Origin of the sequence: Kribbella qitaiheensis, from assembly GCF_042657745.1 — a bacterium.
GTDB classification, from domain to species: Bacteria; Actinomycetota; Actinomycetes; order Propionibacteriales; family Kribbellaceae; genus Kribbella; species Kribbella qitaiheensis.
On the sequence record NZ_JBHSKE010000057.1, the window covers coordinates 56,764 to 79,983 of the forward strand.

Annotated in this window: 23 protein-coding genes; 13 read left to right on the top strand and 10 right to left on the bottom strand. The window is 68.9% G+C overall.

All coding sequences use genetic code 11. From position 1 onward, the window contains the following. Nucleotides 1-156: 156 nt before the first annotated feature. A complete protein-coding gene (locus ACFPJ1_RS33620) occupies nt 157-852 on the bottom strand; it encodes a DUF998 domain-containing protein (protein ID WP_380110222.1) in 696 nt (231 codons plus the stop codon). Nucleotides 853-908: 56 nt separating this feature from the next. Then, complete coding sequence (locus ACFPJ1_RS33625; RefSeq protein ID WP_380110224.1) at nt 909-2,501, bottom strand: HD domain-containing phosphohydrolase; 1,593 nt, start codon at nt 2,499-2,501, stop codon at nt 909-911. Between the two features lie 110 nt (nt 2,502-2,611). Here ACFPJ1_RS33625 and ACFPJ1_RS33630 point away from each other — a divergent pair, with 110 nt between their 5' ends. The 4 genes from ACFPJ1_RS33630 (at nt 2,612) to bfr (ending at nt 4,656) form a co-directional block, all read left to right on the top strand. Next, nucleotides 2,612-3,256 (top strand): hypothetical protein, encoded by a 645-nt coding sequence (locus tag ACFPJ1_RS33630; protein ID WP_380110225.1) that lies wholly within the window; start codon nt 2,612-2,614, stop codon nt 3,254-3,256. Nucleotides 3,257-3,364: 108 nt separating this feature from the next. Further along, nucleotides 3,365-3,895: a DinB family protein gene (locus ACFPJ1_RS33635; protein WP_380110227.1), complete on the top strand. Its 531-nt coding sequence runs from the start codon at nt 3,365-3,367 to the stop codon at nt 3,893-3,895. Nucleotides 3,896-3,971: 76 nt separating this feature from the next. Further along, nucleotides 3,972-4,181, top strand: a complete 210-nt coding sequence (locus tag ACFPJ1_RS33640) for a (2Fe-2S)-binding protein (protein WP_380110228.1) — start codon at nt 3,972-3,974, stop codon at nt 4,179-4,181. Continuing rightward, nucleotides 4,168-4,656 carry a bacterioferritin gene (bfr, locus tag ACFPJ1_RS33645; RefSeq protein WP_380110230.1) on the top strand — a complete coding sequence of 163 codons (489 nt, stop codon included), beginning with the start codon at nt 4,168-4,170 and terminating at the stop codon, nt 4,654-4,656. Before ACFPJ1_RS33640 ends, bfr begins: the two co-directional genes overlap by 14 nt. 36 nt (nt 4,657-4,692) lie before the next feature. Here the strand turns inward: bfr and ACFPJ1_RS33650 are convergent, their stop codons facing one another. Beyond that, nucleotides 4,693-6,060 carry an FAD-binding oxidoreductase gene (locus tag ACFPJ1_RS33650; protein WP_380110232.1) on the bottom strand — a complete coding sequence of 456 codons (1,368 nt, stop codon included), beginning with the start codon at nt 6,058-6,060 and terminating at the stop codon, nt 4,693-4,695. Nucleotides 6,061-6,218: 158 nt separating this feature from the next. On the opposite strand from ACFPJ1_RS33650, the gene ACFPJ1_RS33655 reads away from it, so the two are divergent. Next, nucleotides 6,219-6,917, top strand: a complete 699-nt coding sequence (locus ACFPJ1_RS33655) for a winged helix-turn-helix transcriptional regulator (RefSeq protein WP_380110234.1) — start codon at nt 6,219-6,221, stop codon at nt 6,915-6,917. 104 nt (nt 6,918-7,021) lie between these two features. Here the strand turns inward: ACFPJ1_RS33655 and ACFPJ1_RS33660 are convergent, their stop codons facing one another. Beyond that, nucleotides 7,022-9,322 (bottom strand): CDP-alcohol phosphatidyltransferase family protein, encoded by a 2,301-nt coding sequence (locus ACFPJ1_RS33660; protein ID WP_380110237.1) that lies wholly within the window; start codon nt 9,320-9,322, stop codon nt 7,022-7,024. A 76-nt stretch (nt 9,323-9,398) separates the two neighbouring features. Here ACFPJ1_RS33660 and ACFPJ1_RS33665 point away from each other — a divergent pair, with 76 nt between their 5' ends. From ACFPJ1_RS33665 to ACFPJ1_RS33690, 6 genes are read left to right on the top strand one after another with little or no spacing between them, the layout of a single operon-like run. Beyond that, nucleotides 9,399-10,379 carry a zinc-dependent alcohol dehydrogenase gene (locus tag ACFPJ1_RS33665; protein WP_380110238.1) on the top strand — a complete coding sequence of 327 codons (981 nt, stop codon included), beginning with the start codon at nt 9,399-9,401 and terminating at the stop codon, nt 10,377-10,379. 5 nt (nt 10,380-10,384) lie between these two features. Then, complete coding sequence (locus ACFPJ1_RS33670; RefSeq protein WP_380110240.1) at nt 10,385-10,783, top strand: 6-pyruvoyl trahydropterin synthase family protein; 399 nt, start codon at nt 10,385-10,387, stop codon at nt 10,781-10,783. Continuing rightward, nucleotides 10,780-11,814: a glycosyltransferase family 4 protein gene (locus tag ACFPJ1_RS33675; protein ID WP_380110241.1), complete on the top strand. Its 1,035-nt coding sequence runs from the start codon at nt 10,780-10,782 to the stop codon at nt 11,812-11,814. Before ACFPJ1_RS33670 ends, ACFPJ1_RS33675 begins: the two co-directional genes overlap by 4 nt. Before the next feature lie 4 nt (nt 11,815-11,818). Continuing rightward, nucleotides 11,819-12,853 carry a lysylphosphatidylglycerol synthase transmembrane domain-containing protein gene (locus ACFPJ1_RS33680; protein WP_380110242.1) on the top strand — a complete coding sequence of 345 codons (1,035 nt, stop codon included), beginning with the start codon at nt 11,819-11,821 and terminating at the stop codon, nt 12,851-12,853. Further along, entirely contained in the window at nt 12,846-13,541 is a 696-nt protein-coding gene (locus ACFPJ1_RS33685) for a RibD family protein (RefSeq protein WP_380110243.1), read from the top strand. Before ACFPJ1_RS33680 ends, ACFPJ1_RS33685 begins: the two co-directional genes overlap by 8 nt. An 11-nt stretch (nt 13,542-13,552) precedes the next feature. After that, nucleotides 13,553-14,212 (top strand): GTP cyclohydrolase II, encoded by a 660-nt coding sequence (locus tag ACFPJ1_RS33690; protein ID WP_465261095.1) that lies wholly within the window; start codon nt 13,553-13,555, stop codon nt 14,210-14,212. 44 nt (nt 14,213-14,256) lie between these two features. On the opposite strand, the gene ACFPJ1_RS33695 is transcribed toward ACFPJ1_RS33690, so the two are convergent. The 3 genes from ACFPJ1_RS33695 to ACFPJ1_RS33705 all read right to left on the bottom strand — a co-directional run bounded on the left by ACFPJ1_RS33695 (nt 14,257) and on the right by ACFPJ1_RS33705 (nt 18,128). Continuing rightward, nucleotides 14,257-15,081, bottom strand: a complete 825-nt coding sequence (locus tag ACFPJ1_RS33695; RefSeq protein ID WP_380110246.1) for a class I SAM-dependent methyltransferase — start codon at nt 15,079-15,081, stop codon at nt 14,257-14,259. Between the two features lie 350 nt (nt 15,082-15,431). Continuing rightward, complete coding sequence (locus ACFPJ1_RS33700; RefSeq protein WP_380110248.1) at nt 15,432-17,429, bottom strand: hypothetical protein; 1,998 nt, start codon at nt 17,427-17,429, stop codon at nt 15,432-15,434. A gap of 339 nt (nt 17,430-17,768) precedes the next feature. Continuing rightward, a complete protein-coding gene (locus tag ACFPJ1_RS33705; protein WP_380110251.1) occupies nt 17,769-18,128 on the bottom strand; it encodes a YciI family protein in 360 nt (119 codons plus the stop codon). Nucleotides 18,129-18,687: 559 nt separating this feature from the next. Between ACFPJ1_RS33705 and ACFPJ1_RS33710 the strand changes: the two genes are divergently transcribed. Then, entirely contained in the window at nt 18,688-19,200 is a 513-nt protein-coding gene (locus tag ACFPJ1_RS33710; RefSeq protein WP_380110252.1) for a hypothetical protein, read from the top strand. Nucleotides 19,201-19,457: 257 nt separating this feature from the next. Here the strand turns inward: ACFPJ1_RS33710 and ACFPJ1_RS33715 are convergent, their stop codons facing one another. Further along, the gene (locus tag ACFPJ1_RS33715) at nt 19,458-20,045 is read right to left on the bottom strand and encodes a hypothetical protein (protein WP_380110254.1); all 588 of its coding nucleotides are present in this window, start codon (nt 20,043-20,045) and stop codon (nt 19,458-19,460) included. Nucleotides 20,046-20,223: 178 nt separating this feature from the next. On the opposite strand from ACFPJ1_RS33715, the gene ACFPJ1_RS33720 reads away from it, so the two are divergent. Then, nucleotides 20,224-20,985, top strand: coding sequence for a class I SAM-dependent methyltransferase (locus ACFPJ1_RS33720; protein ID WP_380110256.1), 762 nt, complete (start codon nt 20,224-20,226; stop codon nt 20,983-20,985). 45 nt (nt 20,986-21,030) lie between these two features. Here ACFPJ1_RS33720 and msrA read toward each other — a convergent pair whose 3' ends face one another. Both msrA and yczR read right to left on the bottom strand, forming a co-directional pair. Next, nucleotides 21,031-21,684, bottom strand: coding sequence for a peptide-methionine (S)-S-oxide reductase MsrA (msrA, locus tag ACFPJ1_RS33725; RefSeq protein WP_380110258.1), 654 nt, complete (start codon nt 21,682-21,684; stop codon nt 21,031-21,033). Between the two features lie 87 nt (nt 21,685-21,771). After that, nucleotides 21,772-23,211, bottom strand: a complete 1,440-nt coding sequence (gene yczR, locus ACFPJ1_RS33730; RefSeq protein ID WP_380110259.1) for a MocR-like transcription factor YczR — start codon at nt 23,209-23,211, stop codon at nt 21,772-21,774. Nucleotides 23,212-23,220 lie beyond the last annotated feature (9 nt).

The window sequence follows — 23,220 nt, forward strand, 5'->3', positions numbered from 1 at the left end:
AACATCGAAGAAAGGATTCGATCGTCAACATCTCGAGCACCTACGGCTGGACTACCTGGCCTCCGAGGTGAGCGAGCTAGAGGGCAGGGATTGGCGATCGGCCAGACGGTAGAAGGCTCTGCTCGTCGTGACGGCTGAACTCGCCGGACTAGCCGATCAACGCCGACCGGTTGCGACCTGCAGCAGCCTGATCGAGAGGACGATGCGGCAGGGGAACAGGACGGCGATGACCAGCACTCGCTGATACAAGCCGGCCCAGTCGTGCAGGGGAGCGCCATCCGGCATCACGAGTCCGCCGCCGACGAGGATGCCGATGACGGCGACAATTCCGGCAGCGAGCGTGTACGTCGCGAGGCTCCGCCACCTTGGGTCACGCGCAACTCGACGCGACACGACGATCAGCCCGACCGCGCTTGTCATGAAGAACATGAACCCGGCGACGATGTGGCCGCCCGGGTCGTACGTCACGCCGGCGGCGTCCTGCCGCAGCGGGAAGATCGCGGCGAGCAGAAGGCCGATCCCGCTGATGAACAGCAACGCGGGCCCGGCGATACCCGCCCTCGTCCGCCGCAGGCCGCGGTGCAGTCCCAGTGCGAAGGCAATCGTGAGCACGCCGAACACGACGAAGTTGACCTGCTGAACCCATCCGTTGGGTCCGGCCTCCAGCGCGCTGACCGGCTCAGCGAGCCGGTCGTACTCGCTCCTGCGGAAAGCCTCCTGGGCCAAGAATGTCGCTGTGAACAGAACAGGGCCGATGATGCCGGCCCAGGCCGACAAAGAGACGGACCGTTCGTGGAGACGGCCGGCGGCCGCCTCTTGGTTTCGCGTGTGCGCTTCCTGCATAGCACTCATGACCGCCTCCGTTCGACGGCATCCGGCCGATCTGCCGGGTGCTCTCGACGGCGACGCTACGGACGGCCGTCAGTTCGAACCATCGGGAGTTCTCCCCATGCGGCGAGACCGTGCTGCATCGCGAACACGGTGGCAGCAGCTCGGGTCGAGATGCCGATCTTGGCGTACGCGTTCTGGATATGGCGGTCCGCCGTCTTGGCCGAGATCCCGAGCAGACGCGCGATCTGCTTTGTCTGCAAGCCGCGAGCGAGTAACCCGACGACCTCGGCCTCTCGCTCGGTCAACCCCGCGGGCCGCGCGACACGCAGTACTCGATGCCCGGCGGCCTCGAGTACTACGGCGACGCTGTCGGCGTCCAGCCGCCCGGCGCGCGCCTCTTGGCCGAGCAGGTCAGCTGCCTGGTCCGGCCTCAGCGAAGTGCGGTGCGGACGCGGCTCCGTCATTGCGTGGTACATGTCAGCGGCGGCGAGCAGGCGCGCCGGTGGCGTGAGGGCAGTCGCTGTCGCCGCGCGGTGGTAGCCGGTACCGTCGAGCCGCTCGTGGTGGAACGTCGCCACCGGCACCAGAGCTGCGAGAAATGGCGATCGGCACAGCACGCGTTCGGAGTGGTATGCGTGCAGCCTGACCTGTTCCCACTCGTGCGACGACAACGGCCCGGCCTTCTGCCAGATGAGGACGGAGACAGCGACGCGCCCAACGTCGTGGACGAGCGCCGCCCGCCGAGTCGCCGTCACGTCGTCAGGTGGAAATCCGCACCGCTGTGCCGCGGCCGCGGCCAGCTCCGCGACACCCGCAGAGTGACCGACCAGGTACTTCGATGCCAGATCGGCGAAGTCGCCCATCGCCGCGAGCGCCCAGTCGATCGCCTCGCCCTGCAACGTCATACGAGGAGTAGGTTCGGCCGCGAGTACGTCGTCCCATGCGGACCGCTCGTCATCGAGCGCCAGGATGTCCGTCGCCTGATCCGCCAGTACCGCGGCTATCGCGGGGTCGAAGGCGCCGCCGGCTCGCTCCCGGACGACGCGTGCGGCATGGTCGACGCCACCGATCATCCGCTGCAGAGCGGCGTCGCGAGCCACGTGGATGATCCGTAACGGGAGCGCGATCTCCTCGCCCCGCAGGCCGGCCAGGCCTTTTCCGTCCCAGCGCTCGGTGAAGTGGACGAACAGTTGTCGCACTTCGGGCGACATGCCGAACCGTTCGCTCAGGAGATGGGCGACCTCGCAAAGCGCGGCGATGTGACGACGATGCCCCCGAATCGCCAGCGGAAGCCGGCCGGCCGCCTGCAGCGCGCGGACAGGCATCGCGCTGTCTGGATCGGCCAACGCCCGCAGGATGCCGGCCACCGTCTGTGCGGGGCTCCCGAACATCGCCGCGTTGAAGTTCATGAGCAGATCACCCTTGAACAACTCGGCGCTGATCTCGGCGTCCACCGTGCACCCGACATAGAACAGCAGACATCCGTAGTAGGTCTGCGACGCGGTCGCGGAGTCGACCCCCAGCCGATCGGCAAGCCGCATCGCGAACTGGGTGCTCTGCAGGCCGTGCTCGAGCGGAAGCCCCATGCCGAGATCCGTCGCCAGGCACAGTGACCCGATCACCTCAGCGGTCCGAACCTCATCCTGGATCCGGCCCGGCTCCCCAACCACAAATCGACCGTACTGCGTCCCCAACTGTCAGCACAGCCCATCCGAAGGCACTGCTGCTGGTAGCGATACCAGCAGGCGATAGCGGCCTGAGCACTATGTAAGGTGCCGCAGTGGGTAGCCTTGAGGTTGTTCCGGCGGAGCGTGCGCGGGACTTAATCGGTGCAGCTTTGCAGCCGGTTGTCGCGGACTTTGAGCATGTTCGCGGTCTGGTGTGGTCCAAGCCGTTGTCTGCCGGGATCCGAGCTGTCCTCGACGTCCAGGCACTTAGAGGTGGACAGTTCGACATCAGATACGGCGTGTGCTGCGACTGGGTGCCGCACCGGCACAGCGACACGTACAGCTGGCATCGGACGCTCAAGCAGACACGACTGGATCTGTGGGTCGATCACTTCACGGTGGATGCTGAACGGCGGCAGTGGATCTCGAGGCTCGAGGGCGAAAGGCAGGTAAGACGCCAGGCCGCGAAGGCTGTGCGGCAGGTCGCCGAGCCCGCGGCCGCTTGGTGGGACGCGACCGGGAGCGAAGCCGGCGTGTTGTCAGAGGCGTATCGGCAAGCGGCCAACGCGTTCGATATTCACGAACCCCGAGCCCGCTTGGTGGTCGCCTTCACCCACGCTCGACTGGGCGATCTGCCCGCAGCGCAGCGGGAACTCGCACTCGCTGTCCCTACTTCGGAAACTCGCCGTTCCAACGATCTCAACGGCAGGCTCACAGAAATTGCCGCTGTCCACCCGTCGAGCGATGCAGGCTCCTGATCCACCGGCGCGGCGTCCCGGTGTTGCTGTGGCAGCGGGGTTCGCAACGCCTCGGATCCGCGGTTGTAGAGGTCAGAAGCTGGCCGCTATGGCTCTTAGGCTGAGTGCATGACAGCGAACGAGCAGATCGTGACCGGTGAGCGCGCCGACATCCTCGACTTCCTGACCAAGCACCGCTACTTCCTGCGCCACACGGCCGCAGGTCTCTCCGCCGAGCAGGCGAACACCCGCAGTACCGTGAGTGCGCTGACGGTCGGCGGCCTGATCAAGCACGTCTCTGAAGTCGAGCGGAATTGGGCCGACTTCGCCCAGACGGGCGGCGGCAAGGACACGCCTGAGGAGATTGAGTACACCCCGGAGCGGATCGCCCAGTGGGAGAACCAGTTCCGCCTCGCCGAGGGCGAGACGCTGGCCGGCGTACTGGCCGAGTACGAGAAGGTCGCAGCGGCGACCGACGACCTCGTCCGCACCCTTGATCTCGACACCAGCTACGAACTCCCGGCTGCCCCTTGGCAGCCCCCGGGCGTCTTCTGGACGGTCCGCCGGGTCTTCCTCCACATCGCCGCCGAAACCGCCCAGCACGCCGGCCACGCCGACATCATCCGAGAAACAATCGACGGCCAGAAGAGCATGGGCTGACCCAGCCAACGCTGGGACGGGGATCACGCTGTCACGAACGTGACTGGCCCAGGCCCGTTAGGGTAGCCTTCCCTGCATGATTGTCTGCCACTGCGAGGTCGTCAGCGACCGGGAGGTCCGCGAGAGCATCGACTGCGGCGCTCGCACGCTCGCGCAGGTGTGCGGGGCGACCGGGGCCGGGCGGAACTGTGGCGGTTGCGTCTTCTCGTTGAAGCGGTTGTTGTGCCAGCATGGGAGGTCGGTCTCGGCAACCTCGTTCACGGAGGTGGCAAGTGCAACCGGTTAACCCACGGGTCGTCGTACTGCTCAACGACGCGCTGACACTCGAGCTGACGGTGATCAACGGGTACTTCCTGGAGGCCAGGATGCTCGACAACTGGGGATTCGGCCGGCTGGGCAAGGCCTTCTACGACCTGTCCATCGATGAGATGAACGACGCCGACGCGCTGATCAACCGCATCCTGTTGTTCGACGGTCACCCGAACCTGCAGAAGCTCGGAGCCGTGACAGTCGGCGAGGACGCCCAGGAGATGCTCCGGCTGGGCCTCGAGGGCGAGCTCGCCGCAGTGGCGCAGTTCAACGCGGCCGCGAAGGAGTGCCACGACCTCGGCGACCACGGCACCGCCGCGGTGTTGGAGGAGATGGTCCGCGACGAGGAGAAGCACGTGGACTGGTTCGAGAGTCAGCTCGACGCGATCGAGCGGGTCGGCGTCCAGCAGTACCTCGCCCAGCAGATCGAGCCGGGGAAGTCACCCGGCTGAACCGCCTCCCGAGCTGAACCGCGAAGGGGGCCACCCTCAAGCAGGGCTGATGTTCTTGTTGTGGTGGAACGCGTTGTCGGGGTCGTACTTGGCCTTGATCTCGGCGACGCGCCGGTAGGTGTGATCCCCGTAGGCCTCTCGAATGCGACTGGCGTCGTCGTCGGCATCAAGGAAGTTGACGTACACGCCCGCACGATCCGGTTCGAGGGCTTCGAGGAACCGCCGCGCCCACGCGGTCTCGGCGGCGGCGTGCTCGCCGGGCTCGTCAGGCAGCCACACTGCGTCGACGATCAAGTTGTGGGCCACGTCGCGACCAGCAAAGGCGGTGGCTTCGCGGGGAACTCGCGCGACTGCGCCGCCCATGTGAAACATCGCCGTGTACGACCGGGGCGAATTGGCGGCGAAGGCGTGATCGGCGATGGCGGCAATGGCGTTGTCGGAGAGGCCGGCGAGGCTCGTGGATTTCCAGTAGTAGTGCCATCCGTGGGGGACGGTGTCGTCTGTGGCGGCCTGGTGGGCGACGTACGGCGTTGGCGCGAGCAGGTCTACGAGCGGCGTCCCGAGCCGGCGGAGGGCCTGCACCGCACGTTCGCCATCTTCCACGGCGCCGGCGTAGCAGGAGATGACGGCGATCGCCGGCTGCCAGTGCAGGTCCTCGGGGATGGCTGGTAGTGGGGGTACGGTGCCGAGCCTGACCACCGTGCCGAGCTCGTCGGGGGCTTCGGCGGCGAAGTCGCGATAGAAGCGCAGCACGTCGACGGTGTCATCGGCCGCCCAGAAGACGGGTCCGGCCACCACGCTCGGGCCGAGGTGATGCAGAGCGAACCGGAACGAGGTGACGACGCCGAAGTTGCCGCCACCGCCTCGCAGAGCCCAGAACAGATCGGGGTGTTCGTCGGTCGACGCCCGGACGATGCTGCCATCGGCGGTGACCACCTCGGCGGCCGACAGGTTGTCGATGCTGAGCCCGTGTTTGCGCATGAGGAAGCCGATGCCACCGCCGAGGGTGAGCCCGGCGACGCCGGTGTGGCCCACGATGCCGCCGGTGGTGGCCAGACCGTGGGCCTGGGTCTCGTGGTCGACGTCGCCCCACAGGGCACCACCCTGCACCCGGGCCGTGCGCCCGACGGGGTCGACCCACACGGCCCGCATCGTCGAGAGGTCGATGACGATCCCGTCGTCGCACACCGCGGTGCCGGCCACGTTGTGGCCCCCGCCCCGTACAGCGATCTCCAGGTCGTGGTCGCGGGCGAAGCGCACGGCCGCGGCCACGTCGCCGGTCCCGCTGCACCGGGCGATCAGCCGGGGGCGCCGGGCGATGGCACCGTTCCACACGGCTCGGGCGGTGTCGTAGTCCGCGTGGTCAGCGGTGATCAGCTGGCCCCGGAACCCGTCGATCTCCATGGCTGTTACCTCCTCGCTCGGGTAGCCGACTTACTCGGTGGCCGATGTCGTCATCGGCCCTTCCGCTGTCGACAGCCCCATCGCATCGCCATCGGCCACGGCGGTGAAGTCAAGAATCTGGACTTCACCGCCGAAGGCAGCGGCGCGACACTGGCGTCGTGAGGACATACGGCCAGTACTGCCCCATCGCTCGTGGCGCCGAGATCTTCGCCGAGCGCTGGACGCCGTTGATCATCCGCAACCTGTATCTGGGGTGCGGCAGCTTCGGTGAGATCCTGGAGGGCGCGCCCGGGCTCTCCCGCACCATGCTCTCGCAGCGGCTCAAGCAGCTCGAACGATTCGGCATCGTCGAGTCAGCACCCAAGCCGGACGGGCGCGGGCGCCATTACGAGCTCGCACCCGCGGGTCACGACCTCTTCAAGGTCTGCGTGTCGCTCGGCGAGTGGGGAGCCGCCTGGCTCGAGATCGCCCCCGAGCACCTCGATCCCTTTGTGGCCCTGTGGTCGATGTGCAACATGCTCCACCGAGACCGGCTCCCGGGTCGGCGCGTCGTCGTCCGCTTCGACTTCACCGGCCGCCAACGCCCCGAACGGTACTGGCTGCTGATCGAGCACGGCGACACCGAGATCTGCAAGACGTACCCCGGCCTCGACGAGGACCTCTACATCACGGCGGAAGCCGAAGCCTTCGTCAAATGGCACGCAGGCCAGCTCAGCTGGGCCGAAGCCACCCGCAACCGCCGCATCCAACTCCACGGCCCCTCGTCGCTCGTCCGAGCCTTCCCCACCTGGAACGCCCGCAGCGCCTTCGCCCACATCAAGCCGGTCTCCCCGACCGCTCCGAGCTCGGCAGCCTGACACCTTCAACCCGACGGGGGTGATTCGTTGGGTGAACAATCGACGGCACTAGCGGGCCCCTGGTTCAGATCCGCTCACGGATATGCCGAGGAGGTGGGCGAGGGCTAGGGGCCGTAGGCGGTGAGGAACCGGTCCCGGAAGGTATCCATCGGCAAGACCGGTGCGCCGTCGCCCGGCCGCAGCCCGTCTCGCCAGCCCCAGTCCGCTACCCGATCCGTCACGGCCGGGTCGGCGGCGATGATGCTCACCGGCACGTCGTGGCTCGCCCCAGCGCCGGAGACGATGCTGGCAGGCTGGTGGTCGCCGAGGACGACGAGCACCAGGTTGCGGTCGTGGAGCTGCTGCACGAACGAGGTCAGGGAGTCGAGCGAGTAGGCGATGGATTGTGCGTAGGCGGCCTTCACTCGGTCCGGCTCCCGCCACACGTCGTCCGGCGAGTCGCCTTCGGCCGGCATCGGGTCGAAGACTGAGCCGTCGCCGACCCGGCTCCAGTCGACGAGCCGGGGGAGCGGTGCCCAGGGCGTGTGGCTGGAGACCAGGTCGACCTCGGCCATGACGGGAGCGCGGTTCCGCTTCCCCAGCTCCAGGCGCTGGAGCGCGGCCAGGGTGTACTGGTCAGGCATCGAGGCGTAGCTGAACGACGGCCCGGCGTACCCCACGTTCCGGCGGTCGTAGACCTGGTCGTAGTGGTAGTACGCCTTCGCCACCGACCAGTCCTCCTCGTTGGACGGTACGTCGGCGACGGTCCGCCAGCCCGCGCGACCGAACGCGTCGGTGAGGGTGAGCCGGTCGCGGGTGACGAGATGGTCGTACCGTCGCTGGCTGTTCACCCAGAGCCCGGACTGCAGGCTGGAGTGTGCCAGCCAGCTGAGGCCGCCGAAGGTCGGCGAGGTGAGGAAGCCGCTGCGCGAGGAGAATCCGGCCTGCTGCAGCCGCCTGTCCCCCGCATCGAGCGCCGACTGGACCACAGGAGAGTCGAGCGCGGTGCGTCCGTAGCTCTCGACGAAGACCAGTAGCACATCCTTGCCCCTCAGGCGGGTCAGCAAGTCGTTGCTTGGGGTGTTGCGGAAGGGATCCTGCTCGAGCGACCGTTCGAACTCCTGCTGGTCGTTGAAGTCCTCACGGACCTGCGTTGCGAGCCGAGCCGCGGCGGCTGAGGCGATGTGTCCGGCCGGCTCCGGCTGGACGCCGATCAGTGCGGGAACCAGCGCGATCACGGCCAGGACGGCGACGATCCGGATCGACGGCCGCCGGTTTCTCGCCACGAGCCGAGTCAGTCGCAACGCCGAGAGCGCCAGCAGGCCGAGCAGGGCCACGCAGAGCAGCGCGGCTCCGATGAGAACTGCGAGGGCGCCTACGCGGCCGATCGAGTCGCCGAGCAGGCCCAGCGCGGAGCCGGCGTACCCCGTGTCGTAGACGGGGTGGAAGGGGCGGTCGAAGGCGAAGTAGAAGCCTCTGTCGAGCAGCCGCACGATCGCGAGCGCCCCGACGAGGAGACCGCCGCCCACTGCGAGGATCCGCGCGAGTCTCGGCGGCAGCATCAGTACGAGGACGACGAACACCAGGCCCTCGACCGGGATCCGGAGGAAGGCGGCGGGCGATAGGTCGCCGGTGTGGTCCGGCACGAGGAGGGCAGCCCAGATCAGGAGCACCGCCAGCACCGACGTCACGGTGGCACGAGGGCCGGGCGGGCTTCCGGCCAGGCGCCACAGCCCCCAGATGTGACGGCCGAACGACTCGGCCAGCAGCCCCAGCGCGATCAGCAGCACCACGGTGGTCACGGCATCGGGCAGGATGCCGGCCGCCGCGAGGGTCAGCGCGATGCCCTGGATCGCGGCGACTACCTTGGCCCAGTAGCGGGGCGGGAGCGAACCGCGCAGCCACGGGAGCGCCCAACCGGCGGCCACGAACACGTAGCGGGCCGCACCGATCGCGAGAACCCACCAGCCCGCCGTAGGTGCGACGTACACGCTCAGGACCAGAATGAGGAACGCGTCGACCTCCATGTCGAAGCGCGCCCCGAACGCCGAGGCGGTGCCGGTACGCCGAGCGATCCGGCCGTCGATCCCGTCGAGGACCAGCGCCACCGTCGAGAGCGCCACGAGGGGCGCCACCCGTGCCTGGCCACCGAAGGAGTCCGCCGTGAGCGCCGCGACCCCACAGACGAGGACCGCGCGAGCCAGTGTCACTTTGTCCGCCGGCGCCAGCCCGTCACGCCGGTGACGCGCCATCGCGCGGGCGAGTAGGGCGGCAAGGCCGGCTCCGCAGGCAACGCCGGTCGCCCAGCCGGCGGCATCGAGGCCGGTGGTCGCCGCGAGTACACCGAGGAGCGCGAGCAGGCAGAGGAACCCTGCGAGCGGGCCGGTCTGGACCCGGCCGCGCACCCGACCCTGGACCTGATGCACGGTGCCTCCGTATCTAGGGGTACGACAGTCACACGACAAATGCCATGCTTCGGTTCATCGGAGAAGGAGGCTGCAGGTGCCTACAGAAGCACGCGCGTTCTGGATCCGCGAACCCGGCCGGGGCGAGATCCGCCCGGTCCGGCTGCCGGAGCCAGGCCCGGGCGAGGTGCTGGTGCGCACGCTGCGGTCCGGGGTGAGCCGGGGCACCGAGGCGCTGGTGTTCCGCGGCGGCGTACCGGCGACCCAGTACGACGCGATGCGGGCCCCGTTCCAGGAGGGGGACTTCCCCGGCCCGGTGAAGTACGGCTACCTCAACGTCGGCATCGTCGAGTGGGGTCCGGACGAGCTGCGCGGGCGCACCGTCTTCTGTCTGTTCCCCCACCAGACGGCATACGTCGTACCCATCGAGGCCGTGACAGTGGTCCCGGACGAGGTCCCACCGGAGCGGGCCGTTCTCGCCGGGACGGTGGAGACCGCGGTCAACGCACTGTGGGACGCCGCGCCACTGGTCGGCGACAGAATCACGGTGGTCGGCGCCGGCATGGTGGGGTGCTGCGTCGCCCGGCTGGTCGGTGGCATACCAGGAGCGAAGGTGACCCTCGTGGACGTCGACGAGACGCGCGCGGACACCGCGACCGCCCTCGGCGTCGACTTCGCGTTGCCCGAGGACGCGGCCGGGGGTCAGGACCTGGTGATGCACGCCAGCGCGACGTCCACCGGGTTGCAGCTCTCCCTGGACCTGCTCGCCGCGGAAGGCACGGTCGTCGATCTCAGCTGGTATGGCGACCGGAAGGTCCAGCTGTCCCTCGGTGGCGCATTCCACTCTGGCCGCCTGGGCATCCGGGCCAGCCAGGTCGGCGTCGTCGCGGCGGCTCGACGTGGACGGCGTACCACCGCCGAGCGGCTCGCGCTCGCGCTGGACCTGCTCCGGGACCCGGCCTTCGACGCGCTGCTCACCGGCGCATCCCGTTTCGACGAGCTGCCCGAGGTGATGGCCCGACTGGCCGCCGGTCAGCTGCCCGCGCTCTGCCACACGCTGACCTACGACGAAGGGTAGGACCGATGTTCAGTGTCACCGTCCGCGACCACATGATGATCGCGCACAGCCTCCGCGGCGAGGTGTTCGGCCCAGCGCAGCGCCTGCACGGAGCGACGTACGTCGTGGACGCGACCTTCGCCCGGGAGGAGCTCGACTCCGACGACATCGTGGTGGACATCGGCCTGGCCGCCGAGGAGTTGCACAGCGCTCTTGCGGACCTCAACTACCGCAACCTCGACGAGGTGCCCGAGCTGGCCGGCCGCAACACCACCACGGAGGTTCTCGCCAGGCTGATCGCGGACCGGCTCGCCGACCGTGTCGCGGCGGGTGGGCTCGGGGAGTCCGCGAGCGGGTTGGCCCGGATCGGAGTGACGCTGCGCGAGTCGCACATTGCCTCGGCGGGCTACGAGCGGTCGTTGTGACAGAGGTGCACGTCGTGGTCCCGGGCGGGATCGACAACCCGCGGCGGCCGAGCGGTGGCAACGTGTACGACCGCCGGGTCTGTCGCGGGCTCGTGGCGCTCGGCTGGTCGGTCCACGAGCACGCAGTGCCCGGCCAGTGGCCCCGTCCTGACGCGGCGGCCCGCATGGCCGTGGCTGCGGCGCTGGCCCGGGTGACGGACGGCGGACAGGTGTTGGTCGACGGCCTGGTGGCGAGCGTGGTCCCGGAGGTGCTGGAGCCGGAGGCCGACCGGCTGCGGCTCGTCGTACTCATGCACATGCCACGGGACGAGCCGCGCGAGGTCGCGGCGCTGTCGGCGGCGTCCGCGATCGTGACGACGAGCGACTGGACCCGACGGTGGCTGCTCGACCACTACGCGCTGCCCGAGGATCGTATGTACGTCGTGCCGCCGGGCGTCGACGTCGCCGACGTTGCACCGCCTTCGCAGTCCGGCGGGCGGCTGCTCTGTGTCGGAGCCATCACCCCGGTCAAGGGCCACGACCTCCTGCTCGATGCGTTGGCCACGATCGACGACCTGGTCTGGCAATGCGCATGCGTCGGCTCACTGGACCTCGACGGGGAGTTCGTCGACGTGCTGCGCCGCCAGGCCGAGGTCAGGGGCCTCGGCGAGCGGCTGTACTTCACTGGCCCGCTCACGGGCGCAGAACTCGAGCGCGCCTACGCGGAGGCGGACGCGCTGGTGCTGGCCTCGCACGCCGAGACCTACGGCATGGTCGTCACTGAGGCGCTCGCCCGCGGGCTGCCGGTCGTGGCCACGGAGGTCGGTGGGGTGCCGGAGGCTCTCGGCCACGCCGCCGACGGCAGCCGGCCCGGCCTGCTGGTCGCGCCGGGCGACCCACAGGCTCTCGCGCAGGCGCTGTGTCGCTGGCTGGGCGACCCCCGAGAGCGCGCGCGGCTCCGCGCGGCGGCCAGGTCCCGGCGACTGACGCTCTCCGACTGGTCGCAGACCTCGCGCGAGCTGTCGGCCGTGCTGACGGAAGTCGCCGGGTGACCGGATGAACCAGCAGCCGGAGACCGCCGTGTCACTGTTAAGGGGACCAATCAGGAGATGGGAGCCCGCTATCAGCAGACGCATCTGGAGCTGGACACGCCTGGCGGGCGGCGCCGCGATCCTCGCCGTCCTCGTTTGGCGGGTGGGCGCCGGCCCGTTGGTGGACGGGCTCCGACTGACGACCGGGTGGGCGCTCGCCGCCGCCCTGGCGATCACGTCGCTGACCACGTTGTGCTGTGCGTGGCGCTGGCGGCTGATCGCGGGCGGGCTCGGCGTTGGGATGCCGCTGAGGACCGCGGTGGCTGCGTACTACCGGTCCCAATTCCTCAACGCCACGCTGCCCGGCGGAGTGGTGGGCGACGTCCACCGAGCCGTGCGCCACGGGCGCGACCTCGGCCACCTGGGCCGGAGCCTGCGGGCAGTCGCGTGGGAGCGGGCGTCGGGGCAGGCGGTACAGCTGTTTCTGACCGTGGGCGTGTTGCTCCTGCTGCCCTTGCGCTCAGGCTCGCTTCTTCTCCTGGTCGCCTTTCCGGTCGCGGTCGTCGCCGGTGTCGCGCTGGTCGCCGTAGCTCTGCGCCTGAACCCACGTCGTCTCCCGGCCCGGATCGCACGCGCCGTCACTACCGACCTCCACGACGCGGTCCTCGCGCGGCGGGCCTGGCCGGGCATCCTGCTCGCCTCCGCCGTCGCCGTGCTCGGCCACGCCGCCATGTTCCTGGTCGCAGTGCGGGCGACCGGGACGGACGTGCCGCTGGGTCGGTTGCTGCCACTGGCACTCGTCGTGCTGATGGCCTCGGCGGTGCCGACGAACATCGCTGGCTGGGGCCCGCGCGAGGGCGCGGCCGCATGGGCGTTCGGGTCGGTCGGGCTGAGCGCGGCGGCGGGCGTCACCGTTGCGGTGGTGTACGGCCTGCTCGCTCTCGTCGCCACGCTGCCCGGAGCCATCGTGCTGGTGGTCGACCGACGGCGTGCCCGGGACCGTGCGCGCACCCCGACCGAGGCGCAGCCGGAGCGAGTCGGGAGCGTCGTACATGGCTGATCGCCCCTACACCCTGCTCAGCTGCAGCATGTCGATCGACGGCTACCTCGACACTGCCACCGATGAACGGCTGCTGCTGTCCAACGATGCCGACCTCGACCGGGTCGACGCTGTGCGCGCGGACAGCGACGCGATCCTCGTCGGCGCCGCCACCGTCCGCAACGACAACCCCCGGCTGCTGGTGCGGGCTCCGGCCCGCCGCGCCGAGCGCGCTGCCCGGGGTCTGCCGCCGACACCGATCAAGGTGACCGTCACCAGCCGGGTCCGGCTGGACCCGCGCGCCGAATTCTTCGTCACCGGCGACACGGAGAAACTCGTCTACTGCCCCAGCGACGCCGTCGCCGCGGCTCGTTGGCGGCTCGGGGCGGTGGCCAAGGTCATCGTCGACGGCGGTCGGCGGGTCGACATGTGCCGGCTGAGCGAGGACCTGCACGAGCGCGGCGTGCGACGGCTGATGGTCGAGGGGGGCGGCAGTGTGCACACCCAGTTCCTCGTCGCCGGCCTGGCGGACGAGCTGCACCTGGTCGTGGCGCCGTTCTTCGTGGGCGACTCCCGGGCGCCGCGGTTCGTCGGCGACGGACACTTCCCGTGGAACCCCGACTGCCACGCGCGGTTGGCGGAGGTGCGCAGGATCGGTGACGTCGTACTCCTGCGCTACGCGCTTTCGGAGCGTTTCTGCCAGGACTGAAGGAGAGCACGATGCAGCTGCCCACGGCGACGATCCGTACCCAGATCATGCTGCCGCTGCGGTTCGCCGACGGGGTCGGCACGACCGCACGCGTCTACTCCTTCGACGGACTCGCCGACGGGCGCGAGCATCTGGCTCTCGGCCTCGGCGACCGAGCGTCGGCGGCCTGCGTGGACACGGGGGCACCGCCGCTGGTCCGGGTCCACAGCGAGTGCTTCACAGGCGACGTACTCGGGAGCGAGCGGTGCGACTGCGGGCCGCAGTTGCTCGAGGCTGTCCGGCGCATCGAGGAGATCGGCGGGTTCCTGCTGTACCTGCGCCAGGAGGGCCGCGGCATCGGTCTGTACGCGAAGCTAGACGCGTACGCGCTGCAGGACGCCGGCCTCGACACGTACGACGCCAACCTCGCGCTGGGCTACGCCGAGGACGGGCGCGACTACACGGTCGCGGCCCAGATGCTTCGTGCCCTGGGCGTGGACCGGGTCGCCCTGCTGAGCAACAACCCGGACAAGGCGGGCCAGCTGGACCGGCTCGGAGTGACCGTCGCGGAGCGGGTGCCGACAGGCCTGCACCTCAACGCGACGAACGCGCGCTACCTGGCCACGAAGGCCCGACGAGGCGCACACACGCTCGACCTCCCGATCGGCGAACGGCTCGACGCAGAGGCGTAGGCCAGGGGCTGGGCGCCACGTTGGTTCACCGGCCGCGCAGGACGTCAACTCGGCCGCGCCAGCAGATCCTGGTGGTGCACGGTGACGGACAGCCGGCCGGTGGCTGCCTCGGCCAAGCGTCGCCTTGCGTACGGGACGGCCTCGGCGCCCAGCTCCGGTCGTTGCTCGCATGCCGCGGCCAGCCAGCCGGTGAACCACTCAGCCGCTAGAGCGGCCTGACTGGGGGCGAGCCGCCACGGGCTCGGGCGGACCAGGACGTCGATGCCCAGCCGGGCGAAGCCGTCCACAGCGGCGCCGACCGCGTCGGGACCGAGCAGCCTTCCGGCGCCGGTTGTGCGTCGCTGGTGGGCATTGAACGCTTCGGTCACGCGTTGGTCGAACGGATCGCTCGGTGTGAGTTCGACGCGACCGGTGACGCTGAGGGTGATCAGCACGGGGCAGCCCGACCCGGCACAGGTGGCGATGAGTCGTCCGAGCTCCTCCGCGGTCATCATGTCCAGCAGCGCAGAGGCAGTGATGAGGGCTGCGCCTGCCAGCTCCCCGGGCCTCAGCAGGGTGATGTCGCGCCGACGGGTTTCGATGGTGACCGGGGCGCCGTCAGAGGCCTTGCCCGGCGGGTCCTCGGCGGCGAGGGTGAGCAGCTCCGCGTCCCGGTCGTACATGACCCAGTGTTGGGGTCCGGTCAGCTGCACGGCGAGCCAGCGGGCCATCGACCCGGTACCGCAACCGAGGTCGTGAATGGCCGCCCCGCCGTCGGTCGGCAGGTACGACCGGACCTCCTCGACGAGCTCGGGCGCCCGGCCTGCCGCGTCGGCCGGCTCCCGCAACTTCAGCCACTCGGAGCTGGCCCGGACCTGTCCGGTCCTCATACCGCCTCCGCACCGACGCGAGAGACCTGTTCCGCCGCACTCGACCAGCCGGACACCCAGAACGCCAACGCCTGACCTCGCACGAGCCAATCACCTCGCCTCCAGTACACCGGACGCTAGCAACACTCGGGCGGGCCGACCTGGTTGACGCTCACCCGGGCCACGTTCGGCTGGTCCTCTGTCGTACGAGAAGCCGTCAGTTGGCGGACGAGTGCGGGGCAGAGTGACCTTCGTGGAGACCGCGACAGGGACAAGGATGGATCAGGTCGTCAGGCGTCGGCACCTGGCCATGAGCGACTTGCGGACCGGACGAGGCGCCCGGTCCGCAGTCGTTCAGGTCACGGCTCAGTTCACTGACTCAGCTTGGTGAGCCTGGTGTACCAGTTTCCGAGACTGGTGCGCGTGCCTCCGCAGCTTCCGAAATTGGCCAGGTTCGGCGAGGGGAAGTATTCCGCCAGTGTGCAGGTCTGGCCGATGTACTCCGACGCCAACCAGATGTTGCCGCCGTCGGTCACGGCGGCGCCGTAGTCACCCCAACGGGTCCGCGGCGGATCCCCGACGAACGCCTTGTACGAGGTGAAACCGTCAGCCGGGCCGAGGCCCGCGGCCGCGAGGTGGATCGGCCCCACCGACCCGCTTTCGTCGATGCGGACGTAGCCCGCGCTCGGGAAGTGGGTCTCGCCGAGGACCGAGAACGCGATCGCGCCCTTGCCGGCCGGGGTGAAGGCGATCGCCGGCATGGTGAGGTTGTTGTTCGCGAGGGCGACGTAACCCTGCTTGGTCACCCGTCCCTCGATCTTGCCGGCGCCGTTGATCTTCGGGCTCACCGCGAACCAGGCGATGCCCGCCTTGAGCTCGCCGTTCACCCTGACCGCGGTACCGGAGGAACCCCACAGGGTGCCGTTGACATACCAGGTCTGCTGCATCCGGGAATCCAGCGAGTCCGGCGTGGACTCCACCTCGTCGTGCGCGGGCTCGTCCTCGGGATCGAAGAACGCCTGCCAGCACCCCGGACCGAACGGTGTCGGCATCGTGGTGTCGTTGACGCACTCACCGAGCGGGATGTTGCCCGGCTTCTGGTCCGACTTCGGCGGGAACACATACGTCTGGCTGTTCGTCAGCCGGCTCGTGATCCCCAGCGCCGGTGCCGCGGAGTTCAACGACGCGGTGTTGGTGATCGCCCAGATGCCCAGCCGACGCGCGGTACCGGTCGGGTTGCCGGTCTCGCTGCCGTCACCGGCGATCGTGCTCAGCGCGTACTCCGTGCCGTTCCGTTCGCTGGAGTACTCCCCGGCCGGCGAGTTGGCCGGCCAGACGGTGAAGCCCGGCGAGCCGTCGACGGCGAGGTTCTCGACCAAGGTCAGGTTGACGCTGGCCGGGTGGCCGGCGAGCTGCGCCTTCGAGAACGCGAAGATCTGCGCGGCATTGAAGTTCGGCCCGAACAGGTCGTACTCGTTGGTCGACACGTACACGCCGTTGGCGTCCTGGCCGATGTGCGGGTAGTCCTGGAAGCAGGGGCCGTGCTCGACACCGTCGGTGGTGCAGCCGTGGTCCGGCGTACCGTCGGTCCCGTCGTTCTGCGCCGGAACGTGGTAGATGGTCCAGGTTCCGAGCGGGCTGCCGGTGTTCGACACGGCGAGGTCGATCGTGTTCTTGCCGGTGAAGTCGCCGTTCGGAAGGCTGCCCAAGGTGGTGAGGACCACCATGAAGCGCTGGTTGCCCGGGTCGTACAGGCACACCGGGTCGATGACCTGCGGCCCGATCGCGCCGGTCATGCGGTTGAACGCGGGCGGGTAGCCGAAGAAGGTGTTGAGGTCCTGGACACCGCTCAGCGCGGCGGCGTTCGCGGAGCTGCGGACCCGCAGCGCGCTGTTGACCGCCTCGACGACGAACCCGTTGCCGACGCACAGTGCCTGGTCGGGCGGTTCGAGCGAGAACTGGTTGCCGCCGTTGGCGAGGCGCTGGTCGCGGTGGGTCAGGCCGTTCACGCTCGCCTGGACATCCGCGTTGGAGCCGGCCACGGCGCTGGACGCGACGACCGGTGCGTCGAGCGGCTTCTTCGGGAACTTGCCGTTCTTGAACCCCGGTCGCGGACGGGTGAACTGACCGGCCTCACCGTCGCCTTCCTCTTCTTCCCTGCCTCCGGGCCGCAGCTCCGGCTGCTGGAGACCGTCGACTCCCAACGGACGCGTCTGGATGCTCGTCGTTCCACCGCTGGGAATCGCCCGCGTACCTCCGGCGGCCGCACCCAACGAGGTGGTCGGGGTGATCAGGCCGGCGGAGATGATCAGGGACGCAGTTGCCAGACCCAACGCTCTGCGGCGGGTCATCTGAGAGGTGAACTTCATGGGTTGCCTCCGTGCTGGTCGCGTGCCACTGGAGTGACGACCGAACGTCAGCACGTCGGCACCCGCGATGCAGTGGTCGGCCTACCGCACCCCGAGTTGCCCGTTCGCCAAGCTTCACCAGCCATTTGAGACCTCATATGTGGTGGAGCGCAAGAACCCGGAACCTTTCAGGGACCGTTGGCGCCATCGGCCGGCTCAGGCATGCCGCTCCGGTCCAGGAGGCGCGCAAATACGCCTGATGCCCCTGAGCTCGAGATTCCAGGGGCATCGCGGTGGATCCGTCAGGCGTCAACCAGGGAAGGTACCCCCGTGTTGCTGTGGCACCTGTAGCCGTTGGGGTCAGTCGTCCTGCTCCGGGTCGAACATGAACTTGCGGACGTCCTGTGCACAGCGGCAGGCGACCGCGATCTTCGCGGCCCACTCCAAGGCGGCCTCGCGGGTAGGTACGTCGACGATCATCCCGCCGCCGATGAGCTCCTTGCTCTCCGGGAAGGGGCCGTCGGTGATCGTCCCGTCGGTCTCCACCACGGCGTGCTCCACGTCGTCGTCGTCGTACCTCAGCCCGCCGCCGAAGATGAACACGCCGGCGTCCTTGGCCTCCTGGACCACGGCGTGGGAGGCCTTGCCCACGTCGGCAAAGTCCTCCTCGGGGATGTGGGCCATCGCGCCCTTCTCGAACGAGATCAGGTATCGCGGCATCTCATCACTCCTTGTCCAGGGCAGCCTCCTTCGGCCACCTCTCACCCGTACTACGAACGCCCCGCTCCGGATCCGACAGGCTACCGACAGAAATTCTCACCGGACCTCCGCCGGGCGCAGTCGAGCGTCGGCACCTGGCCTAGCGACCAGGTCCACGGCGAGCACCGAAACCCTCGGGGGCCAGATAGAACGATCTCCATCCGCCAAGCGGTTCGTGTGGGCGCAGCGCGTCAGCCCGAGATGTGAGTACGGGTGGGCCAAAGACGCCGGCCCCACGCGATGCGGGTTCGATCGGCATCGCGTGGGGCCGCTAGTGGTTCGGGTGGGCGCAATGCGCCCACCCGACAGGTGAGTACGTGTGGGGCTATGCGTCGGCCGGGAACAGGACGCCCGTGTTGCTGTGGCACCTGTAGCCGTTGGGGTTCTTGTACAGGTACTGCTGGTGGTAGCGATACCGGCTGGGCGATAGAAGCCGCGTGTGGCATGGTGCCGGACGTCAACCGGGAACAGAGCACCCGTTTCTGTACGACGAGAGGTTGGGCTTCACTAGGATCGCCGCGTGCCCGATCAGGAACGCATCACCCGGTCAGAGCTTTCCGCGTTTATCAAGTCGATCTCCCGGCCCCGGCGGCTGCCGATTCTGCCGCGCAGGATCTGGTCGGATGATGACTGGGAGCGGATCCAGCTCGGGTACAGCGCCCAGGACATGGACGAGAAGTGGAACGTCTTCGCCGAGGGTGACGTCGTCTTCCTGCACCGGAGTTGGACTGGCGACGGGGTCTACGAAGCGACCTTCGCGTCGGTCGACGGCGGTGGCCGGCAGATCACCCTGGCAGTGACGCAGCGCATGAGGTTCAGCGCGATCAGACGACTGCTGTCCATGCGCTTCAGAGGTGACGACGAGTGGCATTGCCTGCTGCTGGAGTTGGTCCTCAGCGCGATCGTCCTTGGCGAACCGGCCCACGAGCTCCGAACGAAACTGCTGGAGCTGATACGAGAGAGGATACGGGAATCGGAGATTCCCGCGGGCGCCGTCCTACACAGCATCCTCGGCACGCGTTCGGACTCGTGACGCCGTTGATTTCGTAGTCCTACGACGGGCGAGTGGCGTAGACGCGCGACAGCAGCGCCGTCGCTCCGACGGCGCTGCGGTCGACTACGAGTTCAGCTGTCCGCGGGGAAGGGGGACTCCGGTGTTGCTGTGGCACCTGTAGCCGTTCGGATTCTTCGAAGGCGACAGGTACTGCTGGTGGTAGCGATGATGGCGAGGCGATAGAACTCGTCGGGTTGCTTCGCGATGTAGATGAACATCTGGCAATCCGGGCACGGCTACACGCCCTGACCGGTGGACTTCTCGAACCGCACGCGGTCGGCAGTGCCCACGGCCGTCGTCTCATCGATGTACTGCCGGTCTGACCGGGTGAGGAATCGGAGATCGGCGTTCTTGATCTCCCGGTACTCCGTCGGCGTTGCGCCGGTGCGGTCGGCTGCGCCTCCGTTATGGATCCAGTCGGCCACGGCGTTGCCCTGGTCTCGCACGGAGTTCCACCGCCCGCGGGTCAGCGGCCCCATGCCTGCCTCGATCGCGGCAACCACCTCCCGTGGCGTCTCCGGCCAAGAGCACCAGTTATTCACCACTTCGACCAGGCCCAGCGTGAGCGCGTGGTCCAGTTTGGCACTGGGCTCGTGGTCGAGATTGGCACCCGACAGGGCCTCTTCGGTGATGGCGAGGGCGGTCACCACTGGAGCCGCGTCACCCTGCTCAATCGCTGGACACAGCCGATGCTGAGCGAGGTGCCCGAGTTGCAAGTACGGCGTGGGAGCGTCGGCGAGGGACGGCCGGAACCACCGCAGGCTCTTGGACAGGCGTCGGAGTACGTCTTCGGCGGGGTCGGTCGGGCGGCGAAAGATGCTCACCGGCCAACCTTATGGCGCAACGCTCGGTGCGGTCGTGATGGCCGCCGGCAATCTACGGCGCTCAGCCTCCAAGGCCGAGAAGGCTGTCGCCCGGAAGGCCGCGGTAGCCCCCACCGTGTCCGCTCCTCGGCGGGGAAAATGACAAGCGCTGGGGCGTGGAAGGTGCCAGGATGCCGGCATGGTTGCGCGCGCGTTGAGCTTCGGGGCGGTCGCGGAGGCGTACGAACGGTTCCGGCCTGGGTATCCCGTGGAACTCCTCGATCTGGTGATGACGTACGCCGGTGGGCCGATCCGGACCGCTCTCGAGTTCGGCGCCGGGACGGGCAAGGCAACGCGCCTGTTCGCGCAGGGAGGGATCGCGGTGACGGCGACAGAACCTGACGCGGCCATGCTCGCGGAGATGCGCAAACACCTGCCGGCAAACGTCACAACCGTGCAAGCCGCATTCGAGGACCTGCCGCCGGATTCGTCGTACGAGCTGGTGTATTCGGCTGCCGCGCTCCATTGGACCGACCCTGAAGGCCGGTGGGCCCGCATGGCCGCGCTCGTCCAACCGGGTGGCGTGTTCGCCTCGTTCGGTGGACCGATCCAGCTGGCCGACCCGGCTCTCGAGGAGGCCGCGCGCGCGGCACGTGCGCCGTACGTGGAGACCGACGGCATCCCGTCGCCCGACGGCACACCCGCGGATCGCCCGATGCAATGGCCCGGCACGGAGCTCCAGCAGTCCGAGTGGTTCACCGATGTCCGGCAGTCGGTGATCGAACGGCGCCTGACGATGAGCGCTCACGACTACATCGGACATCTCTCGACGGTCTCGGCGTACGTGATCCTCCCGCCCGCCGACCGAGACCAGGTCTTCCGCCGAATCCTCCAGGTCCTCCCCGAAACCGTGGAAATCAACGCCGAGATCACCGCCCACCTCGCCCGCCGCCACCACTAGCACCGAGCGCCCGACCGTGACTCGGTCGGGCGCTCGGGTGCTGATTTACAGCTTGTCCGCGGGGAAGGGGACCCCGGTGTTGCTGTGGCAGCGGTACCCGTTGGGGTTTTTGTAGCTAGAAAGGTACTGCTGGTGGTAGCCCTCGGCGTAGTAGAAGGTGCCGACGGGGGCGATCTCGGTGGTGATGTCGCCGTACCCGAGGGGCTTGATGACTGGGGCGTAGAGGTCGCGGGTGCGCTCGGCCTCGGCCTTCTGCTCTTCGGTGGTGTAGTAGATCGCCGAACGATACTGGGAGCCCAGGTCGTTGCCCTGGCGCATGCCCTGTGTCGGGTCGTGCGTCTCCCAGAAGACCTTCAGCAGGTCGGTGAAGGTGGTCTTGGTCGGGTCATAGACCACCCGCACGGCCTCGGTGTGACCCGTGCCGCCGGTGCAGACCTCTTCGTACGACGGGTACGGCGTGTACCCGCCCGCGTAGCCGACGGCGGTGGTGTAGACCCCTGGCTGCTGCCAGAAGATCTCCTCGGTGCCCCAGAAACAGCCGGTGCCGAACCACACCTCGGCGAACCCCTCGGGGGCGGGTGCGGTCTGCGGCGTACCGAGCACGATGTTCTCCGCCGGTACGGCGTATCCGGGCTGGGGCCGGCCGGGCAGGGCGGCCTCGGGCTCGACCAGGGCTGTCTTGCGGTTGAAGAACGACATCTCACGCCTTTCGCAGAATGACTTTCATAATCTCTCAACGCCACGCCGCAGATGAACCTTCCCCCGGCCGATTACGGGGCGTTGACGTCAAGCGATCATCGCGGCGGTACGGCGAGCGGGCGGCCCTGCGGCAAGTGACCCGTAAGACAGAGCCAGCCGCTGTACTGCGTCACGCAGCGTGTCCGGGTCCAGGGTGTACGGCAGCCGCAGGAAGGACTCCAGCCCACCATCGGGGGAGAACCGCGACCCGGCGACGACCAGTACTCCGTTCCGCTGCGCCACCCCGACCAGGCTGGACCCCACCGGCTCGGGCAATTCGCACCACAGGGACAACCCACCGCCGGGGACCTCGAATCGCCACGACGGCAGCGCAGTACGAAGTTCTGAAGCCAGCGCGTCCCGGCGCAACGCCAGGTCGGCCCGGCGCTCGGGCAGGATCTCGGAGCGGGAGCGGAGCAACCGGGAGACGACAAGCTGCTCGAGCACGGGCGCACCGAGGTCCATCGAGGCGCGGGCATCGAGGATGCGCGCGACGAGGGTCTCCGGAGCCCGCAGCCAGCCGATCCGCAGACCGCCCCAGAACGACTTGCTCACCGAGCCGACGGTGATCACCCCGCTCGGGTCGAACAGCGCGAACGGCGGCGGCGTCTCTTGACCGTCGAGGGACAGCTCGAACAAGGTCTCGTCGATGATCGCGGTGGTCCGGCTCCGGGCGAAGGCGATCGCCAGCCGCTGCCGGTCGGCGGCGGACATCAACCACCCCGTCGGGTTCTGGAAATCCACCACCAGCCAGGCGGCCCGCGGCGCCGACTGCCGGATCGTTGCCTCCAGCAAGGGAAGGTCCCAGCCGTTCGGGCTCATCGGGGCGGCGATCACGCGGCAGCCGCTGCGCCGGATCGCGTCGACGGAGTTCGGGTGGGTCGGGCTCTCGGTCAGCACCCGGTCGCCGATCTGCGTCATCGCCCGGATCGCGATCGAGGTCGCCGCCAGAGCGCCGGCGGTGACGATGATCTGATCCGGCGAGGTCGGCAGTCCTCTTGCCTCATAGGACGCGGCGATCTGCTCGCGAAGTTGTGGCAGCCCCTGCGGGTGGTAGCCGGGCGTCGCCAGGTGCCGGGGGAGATCCTCCATCGCCTCGGCGACCGCAGTACTGATCCCCGGTACTGCGGGCGACGCGGCGCAGGTGAAGTCGTAGAGCCCGTCCATGTCGATCCCCGGCGCGTGGTGGCGCCCGAGTTCGGGCTCGACCCTGGACGGCAGCGAGGTGACACTCCCGGAACCCCGCCGGCTGGTCAGGTACCCACGGTCGCGCAGTTCCCGGTACGCCGAGGCGACCGTGGTGCGGCTGACCCCGAGAGCGTCGGTCAACTCGCGCTCACTGGGCAGCCGCGCGCCCGGCATGATCCGCCCGTCCGCGATCAGCAGTCGGAGCCGGTCGGCCAGCGCGCGGTACGCCGGGCCGGCCGCGTCGGACCAGGTGCCGAGCAGACCGCTCAAGGTGCTCGCGGGGAGATGTTGCCCTGTCATGCAGTCCAC

Bases quoted from the DNA above. Each gene is read 5' to 3' on its own strand.
- ACFPJ1_RS33620 (WP_380110222.1), bottom strand. From the start codon at position 852: ATGAGTGCTATGCAGGAAGCGCACACGCGAAACCAAGAGGCGGCCGCC.
- ACFPJ1_RS33635 (WP_380110227.1), top strand. From the start codon at position 3,365: ATGACAGCGAACGAGCAGATCGTGACCGGTGAGCGCGCCGACATCCTC.
- ACFPJ1_RS33640 (WP_380110228.1), top strand. From the start codon at position 3,972: ATGATTGTCTGCCACTGCGAGGTCGTCAGCGACCGGGAGGTCCGCGAG.
- ACFPJ1_RS33650 (WP_380110232.1), bottom strand. From the start codon at position 6,060: ATGGAGATCGACGGGTTCCGGGGCCAGCTGATCACCGCTGACCACGCG.
- ACFPJ1_RS33670 (WP_380110240.1), top strand. From the start codon at position 10,385: ATGTTCAGTGTCACCGTCCGCGACCACATGATGATCGCGCACAGCCTC.
- ACFPJ1_RS33680 (WP_380110242.1), top strand. From the start codon at position 11,819: ATGAACCAGCAGCCGGAGACCGCCGTGTCACTGTTAAGGGGACCAATC.
- ACFPJ1_RS33685 (WP_380110243.1), top strand. From the start codon at position 12,846: ATGGCTGATCGCCCCTACACCCTGCTCAGCTGCAGCATGTCGATCGAC.
- ACFPJ1_RS33690 (WP_465261095.1), top strand. From the start codon at position 13,553: ATGCAGCTGCCCACGGCGACGATCCGTACCCAGATCATGCTGCCGCTG.
- ACFPJ1_RS33695 (WP_380110246.1), bottom strand. From the start codon at position 15,081: ATGAGGACCGGACAGGTCCGGGCCAGCTCCGAGTGGCTGAAGTTGCGG.
- ACFPJ1_RS33700 (WP_380110248.1), bottom strand. From the start codon at position 17,429: ATGAAGTTCACCTCTCAGATGACCCGCCGCAGAGCGTTGGGTCTGGCA.
- ACFPJ1_RS33705 (WP_380110251.1), bottom strand. From the start codon at position 18,128: ATGCCGCGATACCTGATCTCGTTCGAGAAGGGCGCGATGGCCCACATC.
- ACFPJ1_RS33720 (WP_380110256.1), top strand. From the start codon at position 20,224: ATGGTTGCGCGCGCGTTGAGCTTCGGGGCGGTCGCGGAGGCGTACGAA.
- msrA (WP_380110258.1), bottom strand. From the start codon at position 21,684: ATGTCGTTCTTCAACCGCAAGACAGCCCTGGTCGAGCCCGAGGCCGCC.
- yczR (WP_380110259.1), bottom strand. From the start codon at position 23,211: ATGACAGGGCAACATCTCCCCGCGAGCACCTTGAGCGGTCTGCTCGGC.